Here is a 14,860-nt window from a genome sequence, read left to right as displayed (position 1 = left end):
ACCTGCTAGTCAGCATCGTGTTGTAACGGTACTATGCCACTCCTCTGGAGGTACCTCAAATGAAAGCGCCAACCCCTTCGCTGTGGCTGATTATGCTACTCGCGTCTGTAATTGCTATTACCCCTTTAGCAATCGACATGTATTTGCCCGCAATGCAAACCATGGTGACCGATCTCAACACCTCCATGGCCTTGGTGCAACAATCGCTCAGTATCTATTTGGCTGCTTATGCCTTAGGCATGCTGCTATTTGGGCCCTTAGCCGACATGCTGGGGCGTCGCCCTTTAGCGCTAGCGGGGCTTTGTGGGTTTTTACTGAGTAGTATTATGCTCAGTATTGTTAGCAGTATTGAAAGCTTTTTAGTCTGGCGCGCTGCTCAAGCCTTTTGTGGTGCGGCTGCAACCGTGGTGATCCCTGGCATCGTGCGGCATTTATATCAGCAAAATACTGCTAAAGGCATGTCTTATGTATCTATGATTATGATGCTGGCGCCATTAATTGCTCCAGCGCTGGGCAGTGGCATTATGGTGTTGGCAAACTGGCAAGTTATTTTTGCTGTGTTAGCCGGTTATGCGTTGTTATTGGTGGGCTTAAGTTGGCGTTTTCTGCCTGAGATCACACGGCCAGACGATGTGGTAAAACCTGCTTTTTTTAGTGGTTATCGGCAAGTTTTTGCTAATAAAGCGGCATGGCCAGATATTGCGACTTCGATGTTTGCCTCTTTTAGCTTTTTTACGTTTTTAACGGCTGTATCCTTTATTTATATCAGTTACTTTGGCGTGAGTGAGCAGTTATTCGCGGTGTTATTTGCGCTTAATGTGTCGGCGTTAATGCTTGCCAACTTTATTAACAGCCGCCTGGTTACCCGGCAAGGGCCGCAACGCATGTTAGGTGTCGGCTTAGTGTTAGCTTTGTGCTGCGCGTCACTACTAAGCTTGTTTAATTATCTGGGTTTAGGGCTGTGGTACACGGTGCTGAGTATTGCCCCGTTAATGGCCAGTTTAGGGCTAATGGCTACTAATGCCGATGCGATGATTTTAATGAAGTTTCCAGAGCATAGCGGCACCGCTACTGCGGTGATTGGTACGTTGCGTTTTGGCATAGGCGCACTGGCAGGGCCTTTATTAGGGTTATTTTACAACGGTACGGCATTGCCGTTTTCATTGTTGATGCTGACGGGCACGATTTGTATCTTAGTGGCGCAATTAACGCGTTTTTATCAATTGCGCCCACAGGGAGCTTAAATTTTACAAGCACCGCCACTGCATTCGTCATCGTCATCGCCAAATTGTGGCTCGCTTTCGGCAGCGGCTACGGCGGCTTGAGTGGCTGCGACAGAGTCTTCGGCGGCTGCGAAATCTAGATGATCTAAATCGAAATCAAATTCTGACATGGTGGGCTCCTTCATTTGCTAAAAAATAGTGTAGCAGAGCCGACGCAGTGACTAAAGCGATGCTTGAGAAAAGTCTCAGTGCGGCTTGAAAAACCACTTGGGTAATTTCTTCATTTCTGCTTCCCTGCTATTATAAGGCACTTTTGACATCCTGCCGGAGCATTCTAATGACCACTTTAACCATTCAAACCCCTGATGATTGGCATCTGCATTTTCGCGACGGTGATATGCTGTTAGAAACTGTTCCGGCCACGGCTCGGGTCTTTCGTCGCGCTATTGTTATGCCTAACTTAGTACCGCCCGTGACCACCGCAGCGCAAGCCATGGCTTATCGCGAGCGTATTCTCGCGGCACGGCCAGCGGGCAGTGGGTTTCAACCCTTAGTGACATTGTATTTAACCGATAAAACCAGCAAGCAAGATATTATTGAAGCGAAAGCGGCGGGCGTGGTGGCGGCTAAACTATATCCGGCTGGAGCAACAACTAACTCTACCTCGGGTGTCGCAGCGCTTGACGCGCTTTATCCGGTGTTTGAAGCCATGGCCGAAGTGGGCATGTTGCTGTTGATCCACGGTGAAGTGACTGATCACGATATTGATATTTTCGACCGTGAAAAAGTGTTTATTGACCGCTATTTGCAGCATATCGTTACACGTTTACCACAATTAAAGGTTGTGTTTGAGCATATTACCACGGCTGATGCCGCAACTTTTGTAGCGGAAGCTTCTGCAAATGTGGCTGCGACCATCACACCACAACATTTATTGTTAAATCGCAACGATTTATTAGTAGGTGGTGTACGGCCGCATAATTATTGTTTACCGGTTTTAAAGCGTCGTACCCATCAAGAAGCCTTGCGCGCCGCGGTGGCGAGTGGCTCGAGTAAGTTTTTCCTAGGTACAGACTCTGCGCCGCATGAAAAGCATCGCAAAGAGTCAGCCTGTGGTTGTGCCGGTTGTTACAGTGCTCACAGTGCCATTGAGTTGTATGCCCAGGTGTTTGATGAATTGGGTTGCTTAGACAAGCTGGAAGGCTTTGCCAGCCATTATGGCGCAGACTTTTACGGTTTACCGCGCAATAGCGGCAGCATCACCTTACAAAAACAACAGTGGCAGGTACCTGCCGAAATAACCTTGGCGAATGGTCAGCCGATCGTGCCATTTTTTGCCGGTGAAATGCTGCATTGGCGTTTAGTTTAAACCGCTAATAGCGGCATAGTCTTTTAACCTATCGGGCTACTGTTTTAGATATTGGATTAATCTTTCCAGTGCCCGATAGCTGATCGCCTCTAACAAATGTGGTCGGCTAATCTGTGGGCTTTGTTGTAAGTCGGCAATGGTTCTTGCCACCTTAAGTAGCTTATGAAAGCTACGTGCTGACAACTTTAAACGCTGTAATGTTTCTTCTAAAAACTGACTATCTACGTCGCTAAGCCGACAATGCTGCATTAATTCGCCGCCTTGTAGCCGCGCATTCGCTTTGCCTTGACGGGTTAGTTGAATGTTTCTGGCGGCAATCACTCGCTGCCGCACTTGCTCACTGCTTTCTTCAGCGTGTTGGCTACTGAGCGTACCGGCGGGCAGCAGCGGTACTTCAATTTGTAATTCGATTCGCTCTAAAAAAGGCCCAGATAAACGGTTCAGATACCGTAATACTTGTTCATGGCTACTGCGACCATCTTCGTGATGGCCGGTGGGGCTGGGGTTTAAGGCACTGACTAGCTGAAACTGAGCTGGAAACTCTGCTTGGCGCGCGGCGCGTGAAACATGAATATGCGCGGTTTCTAGGGGTTCGCGTAATACATCCAGCACTTTACGCGGAAATTCAGTTAGCTCGTCCAAAAATAATACACCATGATGCGCTAAAGAAATCTCGCCAGGTCGCGGTACTGAGCCGCCCCCAACTAAAGCCACGGCTGAGGCGGTATGATGCGGCGCGCGATAGGGCCGTTGTAGCCAGCTTTGTTGGTCACGCGGTTGACCGGCAATAGAATAAAGCGCAGCGGTGGCTAGCGCTTCTTGTTCGGTGAGTGGCGGTAAAATACTGGCGAGACGTTGTGCCAACATCGATTTTCCGGTGCCAGCAGGGCCAAACATCAATAAGTTATGCTCACCTGCCGCGGCAATTTCTAGCACACGTTTGGCTTGAGACTGACCTTTAACATCGGCCATATCAGCTTGCGTTTTAAGTGGTTGCGGCGGCAGAGGCGGTATGGCGGGCAGCGGTTGTTGTGCTAATAAAAAACTATGTACTTGCAATAGGTGCTCAGCGCCATGAATTTGTGCATCAGGGATTAAACAAGCTTGTTGGGCATTGGCCATGGGTAACACGGCGGCACGGCCTGCATCACGACAAGCGATGGCTAACGGGATCTCGCCCAGCACCGGTCTGATCTCACCCGAAAGGGCTAATTCACCACAAAACTCGTAATTCGCGGTGCAGTTTTCAGGCAATTGCGCCGAGGCGACAATAATTCCCAGCGCAATAGCTAAATCAAAACGGCCACCTTCTTTGGGTAAGTCGGCAGGGGCTAAATTAACGGTAATGCGTTTATCTGGAAAGTTGAAGCCGCTGTTAATTAACGCGCTACGAACCCGATCTTTGGCTTCTTTTACCGAGGTTTCTGGCAAGCCGACTAATTGAAAAGCCGGTAAACCGTTACTGAGATGAACCTCGACCGTTACCAACGGCGCGGCTAAGGCATAACGTGCCCGACTATAAATAATGGCCAGTGACATAATGCACCCCGAGCAAGCAGACATAAAATAAGTTTATTTAATTGTAAATTATTTGCAAGCAAGGTGTGCAAAAAGAAAAATATTCATGGCTTGTAATCATTGGTCGATAATTAAGGTGTACACTGAATTACAACATTTAAAATAAAAAAGCCTCGGAGCACGCTGCATGACCCCATCCCGTCCTTTTGTTTTACGCCATCCTTGGTCGGTGTTATCTGCGCTGTTGTTGATTATTGCCCTGTTTAGTGCCGGTTTAAATCAACTGTATTTTCGTGGCGATTACCGCATTTTCTTTGGGCCGGATAATCCGCAGCTGCAAGCCTTTGAACAAATGCAGCAAGAGTTTAATAAAAGTGACAACGTGCTAATTGGTATTGCACCAAAAGATCGCAATGTGTTTCAAGCCGATGTGCTGCAATTAGTGCAAGACTTTACCAATGCCGCTTGGCAAACACCTTACTCTATTCGTATTGATTCAATTAGTAATTTTCAACATACCGAAGCTGAAGATGATGATTTGCGGGTGCAAGATTTGGTGAGTGCCGAACGCACCTTGGATGATGCTGAGCTAGCTCGTATTCGCGACATTGCCTTAAACGAGCCGATTATTCGTGATCGATTAATTGCCGCCGATGGCGCAGTGACAGCAATCAATATTACGGTGCAATTACCCGAACCTACTGGGCAAGCGCAGGTAGATGAAATTTGGTCGGCGGTGATGGCGCTGACAGATCAGTTTGCCGAGCAGTATCCCGACGTCGAGTTTTACCACACTGGCATTATTGCCATGAACTATGCTTTTGCCTCAGAAGCTGAAGCCGATGTGAAGCGCTTAGTACCCATGATGTTGTTGGTGATCGCGTTAATGCTGGCTTGGCTTTTCCGCTCGTTTTATGCCTCGTTAGTGACCATCATCATCTTGATTGTTACGGTAGTCAGTACCTTAGGTATAGCAGGTTGGTTGGGTATTTTTATGAGTACCGCCACGGTGAACGTGCCAACCATTTTAATGACTTTAGCGGTGGCTGATTCGGTGCATTTACTGGCCGGAATGCAATTTGCGATGAGCGAAGGGAAAAGTAAGCAGCAAGCCATTCAGTACAGTTTAGAGCGTAATTGGTTACCGGTAGTGATAACCAGTGTCACGACCGCTATTGGCTTTTTAACCCTGAATTTCTCGGAAGTGCCGATCTTACGTGATCTGGGCAATTTAACTGCGATTGGCGTGGTATTGGCGTGTATTTTCAGCCTGACCTTACTGCCATTATTAATGAATGCCTTACCGTTTCATGAGCCGGACCATGTTGAAAGCGGCCTGAATGCCATGGATAAACTGGCGCTGTTCGTGATCCGCTGGCAGCGGCCGATCATGTTTGGCTTTATTGCCATTACTATCGTGTGTTCAGGTTTATTAACCTTAAATAAAGTGAATGACGAGCCCAATGAGTATTTCTCTACCAGTACGTCATTTCGTCAATCGAATGACTTTTTAGAAGAGAACCTCAGTGGCTTTACTTTGATGGATTTTGAAGTGAAGGGCGACGGGGAAGGCGCGGTTTATCAACCAGAAATGCTGTTGGCCGTGGCACAGTTTAGTGACTGGTTAGTTGAGCAACCGGAAGTGATGCACGTAAACACTTTCACCGATATTCTGAAAAAGCTCAATCGGAATATGCATCAGGATGATCCGGCCTATTACCGTTTACCCCATTCCACCGAAGAAGCGGCGCAATATATCTTATTGTATGAAATGTCCTTACCTTTTGGTCTTGATTTAAATAACCAGTTAAACATTGATAAAAGTGCCACGCGGTTAAGTGCCACCTTATACAATTTAGGCAGCAAAGAGTTAATTGCTTTAGAAGAGCGTGCTTTAGCGTATTTTGCCGAGCAATGGCCGGAATACCAGTTATCGGCTGCCAGTGCAGCCCTAATGTTCGCTCATATTGGCGAGCGCAATATGGCGTCTATGCTGAAAACCTTACCGGCAGCGTTGGTGTTAATTTCGTTATTATTACTGTTTACGTTGCGTTCTTGGCGGCTGGGTTTAATTAGTTTATTAACAAACTTAGTGCCGGCGATAATTGGTTTTGGTTTGTGGGGTTTATTAGTTGGCGAAGTGAACTTGGCGTTGTCAGTGGTCGCCGGTATGAGCCTCGGTATTATTGTTGATGATACGGTGCACTTTTTAACCAAGTATCGCTATGCCCGCAAAGAGGGCCAAGATAACGAACAAGCCGTGCGTTTTGCTTTTCACAGTGTTGGCCGCGCGCTTTGGATCACCACCTTGGTACTAGTCAGTGGTTTTGCGGTGTTGATGCTGTCGAGCTTCCGTTTGAATTTCGATATGGGCTTGCTAACATCCAGCATTATTTTGGTGGCACTGATCATCGATTTATTATTTTTACCCGCCGTCTTGTTACAAGTTGGCAAATTTGGGAGAGCTAAGCATGCTAAATAATCTAACCTCTCGCAGCTTGTTGTTCGCTGCGATGCTATGTGCACCTTGGGCGCCGGTGGCGGCGCAAGATGAAGCGCAAGCCAAAGGCTTACAAATTGCAACAGAACAAAAAATGCGTGATCGCGGCTGGGGTGACAGTGAAAGCGAATTGCAGATGACCTTACGTAATGCCCAAGGCCGTGAAAGTGTAAGACGGATGCGGGCTTTAGCTCTTGAAGTGCAAGGTGATGGTGATAAGTCGCTGACTATTTTTGATGAACCCATGGATGTGCGCGGTTCCGCTTTTTTAACCCATGCTCACCCCACGGCTGAAGATGAACAGTGGTTATATTTACCCAGCGTTAAACGCACGCGGCGTATTGCCAGTCGTAATAAATCTGGCCCTTTTATGGCCAGTGAGTTTGCTTATGAAGATATGACCAGTTTTGAATTAGAGAAATTCAGTTTCCGTTATCTGCGTGACGAAGCCTGTGCAGAGCAACTACAGTGTTTTGTGGTAGAGCAAACACCAACAGACAGTTTTTCGGGTTACAGCAAAATTTTGGTTTGGGTAGATACTGAGCATTATCGGGTGCAGCGCGCAGAATATTATGATCGTAAAGACAGTCTATTAAAAACCTTAACCACCTACGATTATCAGCTGTATTTAGATAAGTTTTGGCGGCCACATCGCTTGGTAATGGAGAACCAACAAACCGGTAAAAGCACCGAGTTGTTGTTAGAAAGTATGCGTTTTCAAACCGGCCGTACTGCTGCCGATTTTGATGTAAGTGCTTTGGAGCGAGCGCGTTAAGCGTGCGTTATTGCCTATGAAACATACCATCGCAAACCTTTGCTGCGCTGTTGCCTTACTTACGGGTAGCTTAACGCTACACGCAGCGACACCAGATTCCATAACGGCTGAGAGCACACTATGGCGTTTGGCGCTTGCGGCTAGGCCGGATGAGCAAGTTAGCATGGCGCAAGTGATGTATGCTTTATGGCAGCAAAATCCAAAAGCGTTTCGCGATAACAATGTTAATTATCTTTTAAAAGGTGCGGAATTAACCGTGCCTAACAAAGCACAAATGTTAGCCACCGACGTGACCTTTGCCGCGCAGTGGTATCAACAACAATTAGCCCGTCAAGCGTTGCCAGGCAAAGCGATAGCTGAACCGAAACGCGCTGTCACTGCGGCTAACCCTGAGGTTATGGCAAGTACTAGCCGTGCTGCTGTTAGCCCAGTAAGCCCCCCTACGGCCACAATACCATCCGCTACAGCGGTGAGCAGCGCAGCGCCTGCTCGCGCCACCTTACCCACAAATAACAGCAGTGCTAAGGCTAATACTTCTGCTCGAACTGCAGCAATAGCCCCTGCGCCCAAGCCTCAGGGCAGTTGGCGTTGGCAACATGAGCTGGACTTTACGCAGCGCATGTTTAGCCAAAGCGGCTTGCAGCCCAGTAGCAAACAGCACAGCATGCTGAGTTATCGTGGCCAATGGTCTTATGAAAACGCCAGTCGGCAGCACAGTGTTAATTTAGAGCCTTACTTACGTTGGCATCAGCGTGACAGTGAAAGCCATCTTATTGATTTTCAACAAGCCTATTGGCGATATGTGCAAGAGGGTTGGGAAGTAAAAGTAGGTTTAGACACCATTTTTTGGGGCGTTAGTGAGTCACAGCATTTAGTTGACGTGATTAACCAAACGGATGTGACCGCCGGCGTTGAGCTAGAGGCTAAGTTAGGGCAACCGATGCTTGCCCTGCGTCGCAGTGCTGGCGCGGGTACCTTAGATATCTACGTTTTACCTTACTTTCGTGAACGGCAATTTCCTGGTTTAGCGGGCCGTTTAGCTACGCCGTTAGCGGTAAATCATGATTTAGCCTGGTATGAGTCGTCCAAAGCTCAAAATAACCTCGACGTTGCCTTACGATACGCCCATCGTTTTTCGGGTTTAGATGTCGGTTTAAGCTTTTTTAGCGGCACCAGTCGCGAACCCTTATTGCAACCCACTGTAAGCGGTGAGTTACAGCCATTGTATTATCAAATGGAGCAGTATGGGCTCGATTTGCAATGGGTGCAGGGCGATTGGATATGGAAAATGGAGTCGATTTATCGGCGCTTGGGAGTGGATGAATATGCCGCTGCCACTGCGGGTTTTGAGTTTACCCAATATGGTGTGCTGCAACAGGTGTGGGATCTCGGCTGGATTGTCGAATATCAGTATGACAGTCGCGGCCAAACAGCCAGTATGCCGGGGCAAAATGATCTGTTCATCGGCTGGCGCTTAGCGCTGAATGATGTGGCCGGTTCTAGTTTCTTGGTCGGCGTTTTACAAGATTTAGATGAACGTCAAAGCCGCAGTATAAAACTGGAAGGTTCACGGCGTTTAACCGATAGCCTGCGCTTAAGCATTAATGCCTGGTTATTTCAAAGTGAGCAAATCAACGATCCGCTGTATTGGTTGCAACGCGATGACTATTTATCTCTGCAATTGAGCTATTACTTCTAAAACAGACCTCAACCAAGCCTGCCTGCTAACAGAACATTGAAAAAGTGCCTATTTCTGTCGGCAGTGCTTTGGTCTGCTCGGCGTTTGCGGTAGCATAGAGCTTTTGTTTGCGCCCATTTTTTGGGCGTGTTGCCTAAGTGCAATGTAAAGTGAGCCGAGCAATTTGACTGATCACACCAAAGGTGAAGACACCAATTTATTCCCGCTAAGCGATGCGAACCTGACGCAATGGTTTGACACTGCCACTATGCACCGCGCGAAAGCCTATTTGCAGGCCGGTAAGGTGTTGAAGCTCGAATACAATGATGATTTAAGTGAGATCAGTGCCCAAGTATGGGGAGCGGGCTTTGCGCCTTATCGGCAACATTTGTCTTTAGAACAGCATCATGGTCGTTGGCAATTAGAAGCGCGTTGTAGCTGCCCTGTTGGTTTTCGCTGCAAGCATGTGTTGGCGGTGTTATTGCGCTTAAAGCGTGATTATGCGCAGCAACAATTACGGGTTAAGCAATTACCCATGCTGCAGGTCGATAATTGGTTTGCCGAGGTGGAACAACAGCAAGCACCCAACAAAGAAATAGTTGAAGATACCATGCTGTATCTGCTGAGCTACGGTCACAGTGGCTTACAATTGTATCCGCGGCGGGTGAAAATTTTGAAAAAGGGTGGCTATAGTAAAGGTCAGCCCTTAGGAAAATACGATCTGGTGGCACCGCAACCGCCAAGCTGGCTCAGTGCCGAAGACTATCGTTTGCTTACGGTGTTTCGCTCGCATAACCCACAAGATCAGCATGTGTTAGAAGGTCGTTGGGGCTATGAGTTACTGCAGGCCTTTTTCGCCACCGGCCGCTGTTTTTTTGGTGAGGCTCGGCATGAATTAACCTGGCAAGAGCCAAAGGATTTGTCGCTATATTGGCAAGAGCACGAAAATGGCCAGCGACTGCACTGGCAAATTGCTGATGATGAAGCCAACCATCTTATTTTTACTGAACCGCTGTGTTACTTAAATACCGATCATTATTCGCTAGGCGAAGTTAACACGCCTTTAAGTGCGCGCGAGCTTAAACTCTTAGCCAAAATGCCGGTGATCCCACTTAAACAATTATCATCGCGGTTGGGGCAATTACAGCAGTTATTTAAAGAAGTGAGCTTGCCTGTCCCTAAGGGTGTTGCCGTGCAGCAAGTGACGGTTGCCCCCACTCCGGTGTTAGCGTTACAAATGCGTGTGCAACAAGCAAATGCAGCGGCACGACCCACCGCCTTATTGTATTTTGATTATGCTGGGCAGCGGTTACCACTCGATTTAAAACAAGCACAAACCGAAATCAGCTTGCCTGATCAAACCTTGTTTATTAAACGCCAACGTGAAAACGAAGTGGCAGCACTAGAGCAATTGTTAGCACTGGGATTAGTCAGTTGCGAGCTTGCCCCGCCTGCTGAACGGTTAGCTGCTTTTGATGTTGGCGATGGCCCAGATAACCCAGAGTTATGGCAGCCGTTATTGGCGGAGCTTGATAACTTACAGCAGCAAGGCTGGCAGGTAGAGCAAGCCGCCGATTTTAATTTGCAGATCCTCGATGCCACGCCGTATTTGCAAGTACAAGATGGTAAGCAAAGTGGCTTTGAATTAGGTATCCAAGTTGATGTGAACGGCCAGCAAGTGCCGTTATTACCGTTAATCAGCCAATGGCTACGACAATATGGCTTACCGGTGAGCGGTCAAACCATTTGGCTCAGTTTACCACAGGGCAAATTAGCCTTGCCGATGCAATTAATTCAGCCGCTGATTGATACCATCGTTGAATTACTCAATTTACAAAAATCGCCGTTAACCTTGGAGTTACCCGATTATAAGGCCGCCATCTTACCCCCGCCTGGTGCCGCTGAGATTCAATATTTAAATGCTAACCGTTTAACTCGGTTAAGTGAGCAACTGCATAATTTCCAAGGCATCGAAGAGGTAACTTTACCCAGTGGCTTAAATGCCGTGTTGCGTTCTTATCAGCAGCAAGGTTTCAACTGGTTGGTTTTTTTACGCTGCTTTGGTTTAGGTGGCGTGTTAGCCGATGATATGGGCTTGGGTAAAACCTTACAAGCGCTCAGCTTTATGCTGTATGAAAAACAACAAGGGCGTTTAAAAAAGCCGGCATTAATTGTTTGCCCCACGTCGTTATTAGGCAATTGGCAAAACGAAGCCGCTCGCTTTACACCTGACTTATCTTTGCTGCAGCTTTACGGCGCTAAACGTCGGCCGTTGTTCGAGCAAATGGAGGACTTTGACGTTATTGTAACTAGCTACCCATTGTTAGTGCGCGATCTACATTTATATCGCCAGCGCGAATTTAGTTTAGTGATACTAGATGAGGCGCAGCATATTAAAAATGCGGGCAGTCAGGCGGCGCAAAGTGTGCGGGCATTAAAACGTGAATTTAGTTTAGCGTTATCGGGTACGCCGTTAGAGAACCATTTAGGCGAGTTAAAGTCGTTATTTGATTTTGTGTTACCGGGCTTACTGGGTACCGAAGCGCATTTTAATCAGGTGTATCGTAAGCCAATAGAAAAGCATGCGGATACCGAACGTGCTCAGGTGTTAAAACAAAAAATCGCGCCTTTTATGCTGCGGCGCAGTAAAAGCCAGGTTGCCACCGAGTTACCTGAGAAAAACGAGATATTACAACTACTCGAATTAGAAGCTGACCAACGCAATCTGTACGAAAGCATCCGCTTAATTATGGAAACCAAAGTGCGCGAGCTGTTTTTGCGCAAGGGCGTGGCGGCCAGTCAAATTGAGTTTTTAGATGCCTTATTAAAACTGCGTCAAGCTTGTTGTGATGCGCGCTTAGTACCCATTGAACAAGCGCAATTAGTGAAGCACAACGCCAAGCTCAGCTGGTTAAGAGAAAACCTGCCTGAAATGATTGAAGAAGGGCGGCGGGTGTTACTGTTTAGTCAATTTGCCAGCATGCTGCATTTAATAGAACAAGAACTGCAATACATGGGCATTAGCTACAGTAAATTAACGGGGCAAACCAAGCAGCGACAGCAGCAAATTGATGCCTTTCAAAACGGTGAAACGGAAGTCTTTTTGATCAGCCTAAAAGCCGGTGGCACGGGGTTGAATTTAACCGCCGCCGATACCGTTATTCATTACGATCCCTGGTGGAACCCCGCTGCGGAAAACCAAGCGACCGATCGGGCGCATCGCATTGGTCAAGACAAAGTGGTGTTTGTATACAAGCTGATTGCCCGTAATACCGTTGAAGAAAAAGTACAAAAATTACAGCAGTATAAGCAGGGCTTATCGGATCAGTTACTGGGTGGTGGCAAAGGCCAAGTATGGCAAGGCCAAGCCGAAGACTTGCTGGCGCTGTTTACGGCCGATTAAGCCTTATTCTGCCGTGGTTGCTGTGGCAGCCGCAGGCAGTAACGCGAAATATTTGCTTAGTAGGGTAATGTCATCATCAGTAAGACCGCGTGCTTGCGGGCTCATAATGGCATGCTTTCGCTCACCATCACGATAAGCCGTTAGTGCCGCACTCAGCTCGTTAGCCGAGCGCCCCGCAAGATGTGGGTACATGGCATTGCGAGAGATACCTCGCGGCCCATGACACGCTGCACAGGTGCGTGCCCGTGCACTACCCGCGGCTAACGTTTGCTGCTCTGCTGGCGTATAGTCTCGGCTAGGTGCGGGTGGTTGCGTCATATTGTTATCGCAAGCCACTAAGAGCATGGCGGCGAAAATGAACATGGCTTTACGCATACACTTCTCCTTATTATTCATGTAGCTTGCCACAAATTGCTGGTTAAGCCTATTTTTTCTCTGGCTTGCAACGTAATGGGGTTAAAAGGAACTTCAGCCTTTGGAGTATTTCAATTTAAGATTATTACTGCTTTGAGCGAAGAACAGAAATTCCTGCCGTATCAAAATGTTTATGCGCATGTAAAAAAACAACTTTTTCGCCGTTGGCGAGTAACTTTCTTTTGTCTCGCCAAAAGAAAGTCACCAAAGAAAATGCGACCCACGTTGCGGCGAAAGCCCGTTCAATTTTGCCCGCCCAAGGCGACGAGGTAACTCGCTCGGCGCTACCGCCCCTCACTCAAACACCCCTCGTCTTAAAACCTTGGTCGAGCAAACTTGCTCGGCTTGCAACGTAATGGGATTTAAAAGCACATCAGACTAAGGAGTATTTTGGTTTTAAGATTATGTGTAAAAGATCACCCTAAATTACCACCTGTTTCACTTTAAAAGGACCACTGGTTGCAATTTCTATAGGCCATAACTTTCACAATCAAGGACCATTGATTGCAGCATCATCCATTAATATCAAAGACTGCTTTGAGCGAGAAGCTGACATTAACGCTTCAAACACCGGCCCAGCGTTGCTGCGTCCGAATGATTTGATTTGTTAAATGCTTTTCTATCAATAAGTTTAAAATGACCGCTATAGCTGTTGTATGATAAACAGAGTATGCATTCCTATGCGAAATGGTCTCCGGATTACCTTTAGGATTACCATCTGAGACGAATGCCCCATCAGCTCTTTGATTTTTTAGAAGTGTCTGAGTCAGACTTAGCATTTCTTGGTTTTCGATCTCACCACTTTGAATGACTACAAGTGCAATTAGTAACTCAATTGCTAAGTCCCAGTCTTGTTCTAAAATCGATTTCTCAACAGCTTTAAACAAAATTTCTACGCTAGTTTTTAAGAGGCAGGCTGTTTTTACGGGAAATATTCTGCAGCCAAAGTTAGTCGCAAAGAAAATTACGTGTGTTAGATCATATAGTACCTTTCTATAGTTTGACTCTTTACCATTTAGAAGTTCACAAAATACCTTAACCAGCTGACTATCCCAGTAATTTAACGGTAACGAGACTCCACACTGACTGATAATGTATGCCAGCTCAATATTGTTAGAAATATGCTCTTTTTTGGAAACAATCTCATCAATAATGGATTGCTTAGGTTTTTTATCCGTTTCATAAAAACTCAGGCAAAGCAGTATTTGTGCTTTTTCAAGATCTGATTTAGAGATATCGTCGATATTTTCTTTAATAGTAGGTATTAATCTATCAAGCCCATCTAAGTCACCCATGCTATTAGTTAATTGAGATTGTTTTATAATCATCAATAGCAATGAAAACTCACCAACTGCTTTTGATAAATACTCTCTACTTCTTGAGCAGTTATCTAAAAGCAAGCAGTTAGTGTATTCACTTAGCCATTTAATCGCCTTGGCCAAGTCCACCAGCATTTCCTCGTAAAATGTCACCACCTAAATTATCTGGCAATTCACCTATTGCAGCGTCGGCAGAAAGTTTAAAAACCTTTATTACCCAGCTAGAAGCGACTGGATTTATATTATCATCTAAAGGGTTATCCACTGAGCTGCTAGCAATTAAGTTTGCCAGCTGATCTAAGTCTTGAATTCCATTTTTTGCAAGAATGGCTTTAACTTGTTCCTTATTGAGTGGTTGTGTCATATCTTCTGATCCTCTAATTATTATGGCCTTTTAAGAAATGCAATAATGTTGGCCAAGCACACTGCATTTAACAGTTATTATGTAGACCTCACAGTAATATCCGAAAGGCTAGGTAAATTTATAGTATAGGTTTACGAAAAATCAATAACTTGAGGAATCAATCAAGTATTATATTTACTTTAAATTCACCATATTACTGAGGCGCCTCAATAATATGCCATTAAAGAATTTTAAAGCTCATAATATCAATTGCTTGGGTTATTTTAGTTCTTTGTATCATGAAAATTGCTGAGACTT

At 46.3% G+C, this 14,860-nt stretch carries 11 protein-coding genes; 6 read left to right on the top strand and 5 right to left on the bottom strand.

The features are described from left to right. Nucleotides 1–59: 59 nt before the first annotated feature. Nucleotides 60–1,244: a multidrug effflux MFS transporter gene (locus tag ORJ01_RS06440; protein ID WP_306177339.1), complete on the top strand. Its 1,185-nt coding sequence runs from the start codon at nt 60–62 to the stop codon at nt 1,242–1,244. On the opposite strand, the gene ORJ01_RS06435 is transcribed toward ORJ01_RS06440, so the two are convergent. Next, a complete protein-coding gene (locus ORJ01_RS06435) occupies nt 1,241–1,393 on the bottom strand; it encodes a hypothetical protein (RefSeq protein WP_226750460.1) in 153 nt (50 codons plus the stop codon). The genes ORJ01_RS06440 and ORJ01_RS06435 overlap by 4 nt on opposite strands. Nucleotides 1,394–1,560: 167 nt before the next feature. Here ORJ01_RS06435 and pyrC point away from each other — a divergent pair, with 167 nt between their 5' ends. Further along, entirely contained in the window at nt 1,561–2,592 is a 1,032-nt protein-coding gene (gene pyrC / locus ORJ01_RS06430) for a dihydroorotase (RefSeq protein ID WP_306177338.1), read from the top strand. A 36-nt stretch (nt 2,593–2,628) separates the two neighbouring features. Here pyrC and ORJ01_RS06425 read toward each other — a convergent pair whose 3' ends face one another. Beyond that, a complete protein-coding gene (locus tag ORJ01_RS06425) occupies nt 2,629–4,131 on the bottom strand; it encodes a YifB family Mg chelatase-like AAA ATPase (protein ID WP_306177337.1) in 1,503 nt (500 codons plus the stop codon). Between the two features lie 166 nt (nt 4,132–4,297). On the opposite strand from ORJ01_RS06425, the gene ORJ01_RS06420 reads away from it, so the two are divergent. From ORJ01_RS06420 to ORJ01_RS06405, 4 genes are all read left to right on the top strand, one after another. Then, the gene (locus tag ORJ01_RS06420) at nt 4,298–6,592 is read left to right on the top strand and encodes an RND family transporter (RefSeq protein WP_306177336.1); all 2,295 of its coding nucleotides are present in this window, start codon (nt 4,298–4,300) and stop codon (nt 6,590–6,592) included. Then, on the top strand, nt 6,582–7,385 hold the full coding sequence (locus ORJ01_RS06415) for an outer membrane lipoprotein-sorting protein (RefSeq protein ID WP_306177335.1): 804 nt from the start codon (nt 6,582–6,584) through the stop codon (nt 7,383–7,385). The genes ORJ01_RS06420 and ORJ01_RS06415 overlap by 11 nt, the downstream gene beginning before the upstream one ends. Before the next feature lie 16 nt (nt 7,386–7,401). Further along, complete coding sequence (locus tag ORJ01_RS06410) at nt 7,402–9,084, top strand: FimV family protein (protein ID WP_306177334.1); 1,683 nt, start codon at nt 7,402–7,404, stop codon at nt 9,082–9,084. A gap of 163 nt (nt 9,085–9,247) precedes the next feature. Beyond that, nucleotides 9,248–12,466: a DEAD/DEAH box helicase gene (locus tag ORJ01_RS06405; protein ID WP_306177333.1), complete on the top strand. Its 3,219-nt coding sequence runs from the start codon at nt 9,248–9,250 to the stop codon at nt 12,464–12,466. A gap of 3 nt (nt 12,467–12,469) precedes the next feature. On the opposite strand, the gene ORJ01_RS06400 is transcribed toward ORJ01_RS06405, so the two are convergent. From ORJ01_RS06400 to ORJ01_RS06390, 3 genes are all read right to left on the bottom strand, one after another. Continuing rightward, entirely contained in the window at nt 12,470–12,841 is a 372-nt protein-coding gene (locus ORJ01_RS06400; RefSeq protein WP_226750453.1) for a c-type cytochrome, read from the bottom strand. A 602-nt stretch (nt 12,842–13,443) separates the two neighbouring features. After that, a complete protein-coding gene (locus ORJ01_RS06395) occupies nt 13,444–14,328 on the bottom strand; it encodes a hypothetical protein (RefSeq protein WP_306177332.1) in 885 nt (294 codons plus the stop codon). Continuing rightward, nucleotides 14,306–14,563, bottom strand: coding sequence for a hypothetical protein (locus ORJ01_RS06390; protein WP_306177331.1), 258 nt, complete (start codon nt 14,561–14,563; stop codon nt 14,306–14,308). Before ORJ01_RS06390 ends, ORJ01_RS06395 begins: the two co-directional genes overlap by 23 nt. Nucleotides 14,564–14,860 lie beyond the last annotated feature (297 nt).

This window comes from Alishewanella sp. SMS8, assembly GCF_030737935.1.
Lineage (GTDB): Bacteria > Pseudomonadota > Gammaproteobacteria > Enterobacterales > Alteromonadaceae > Alishewanella > Alishewanella maricola.
This window is presented reverse-complemented; position numbering and strand designations above follow the sequence as displayed.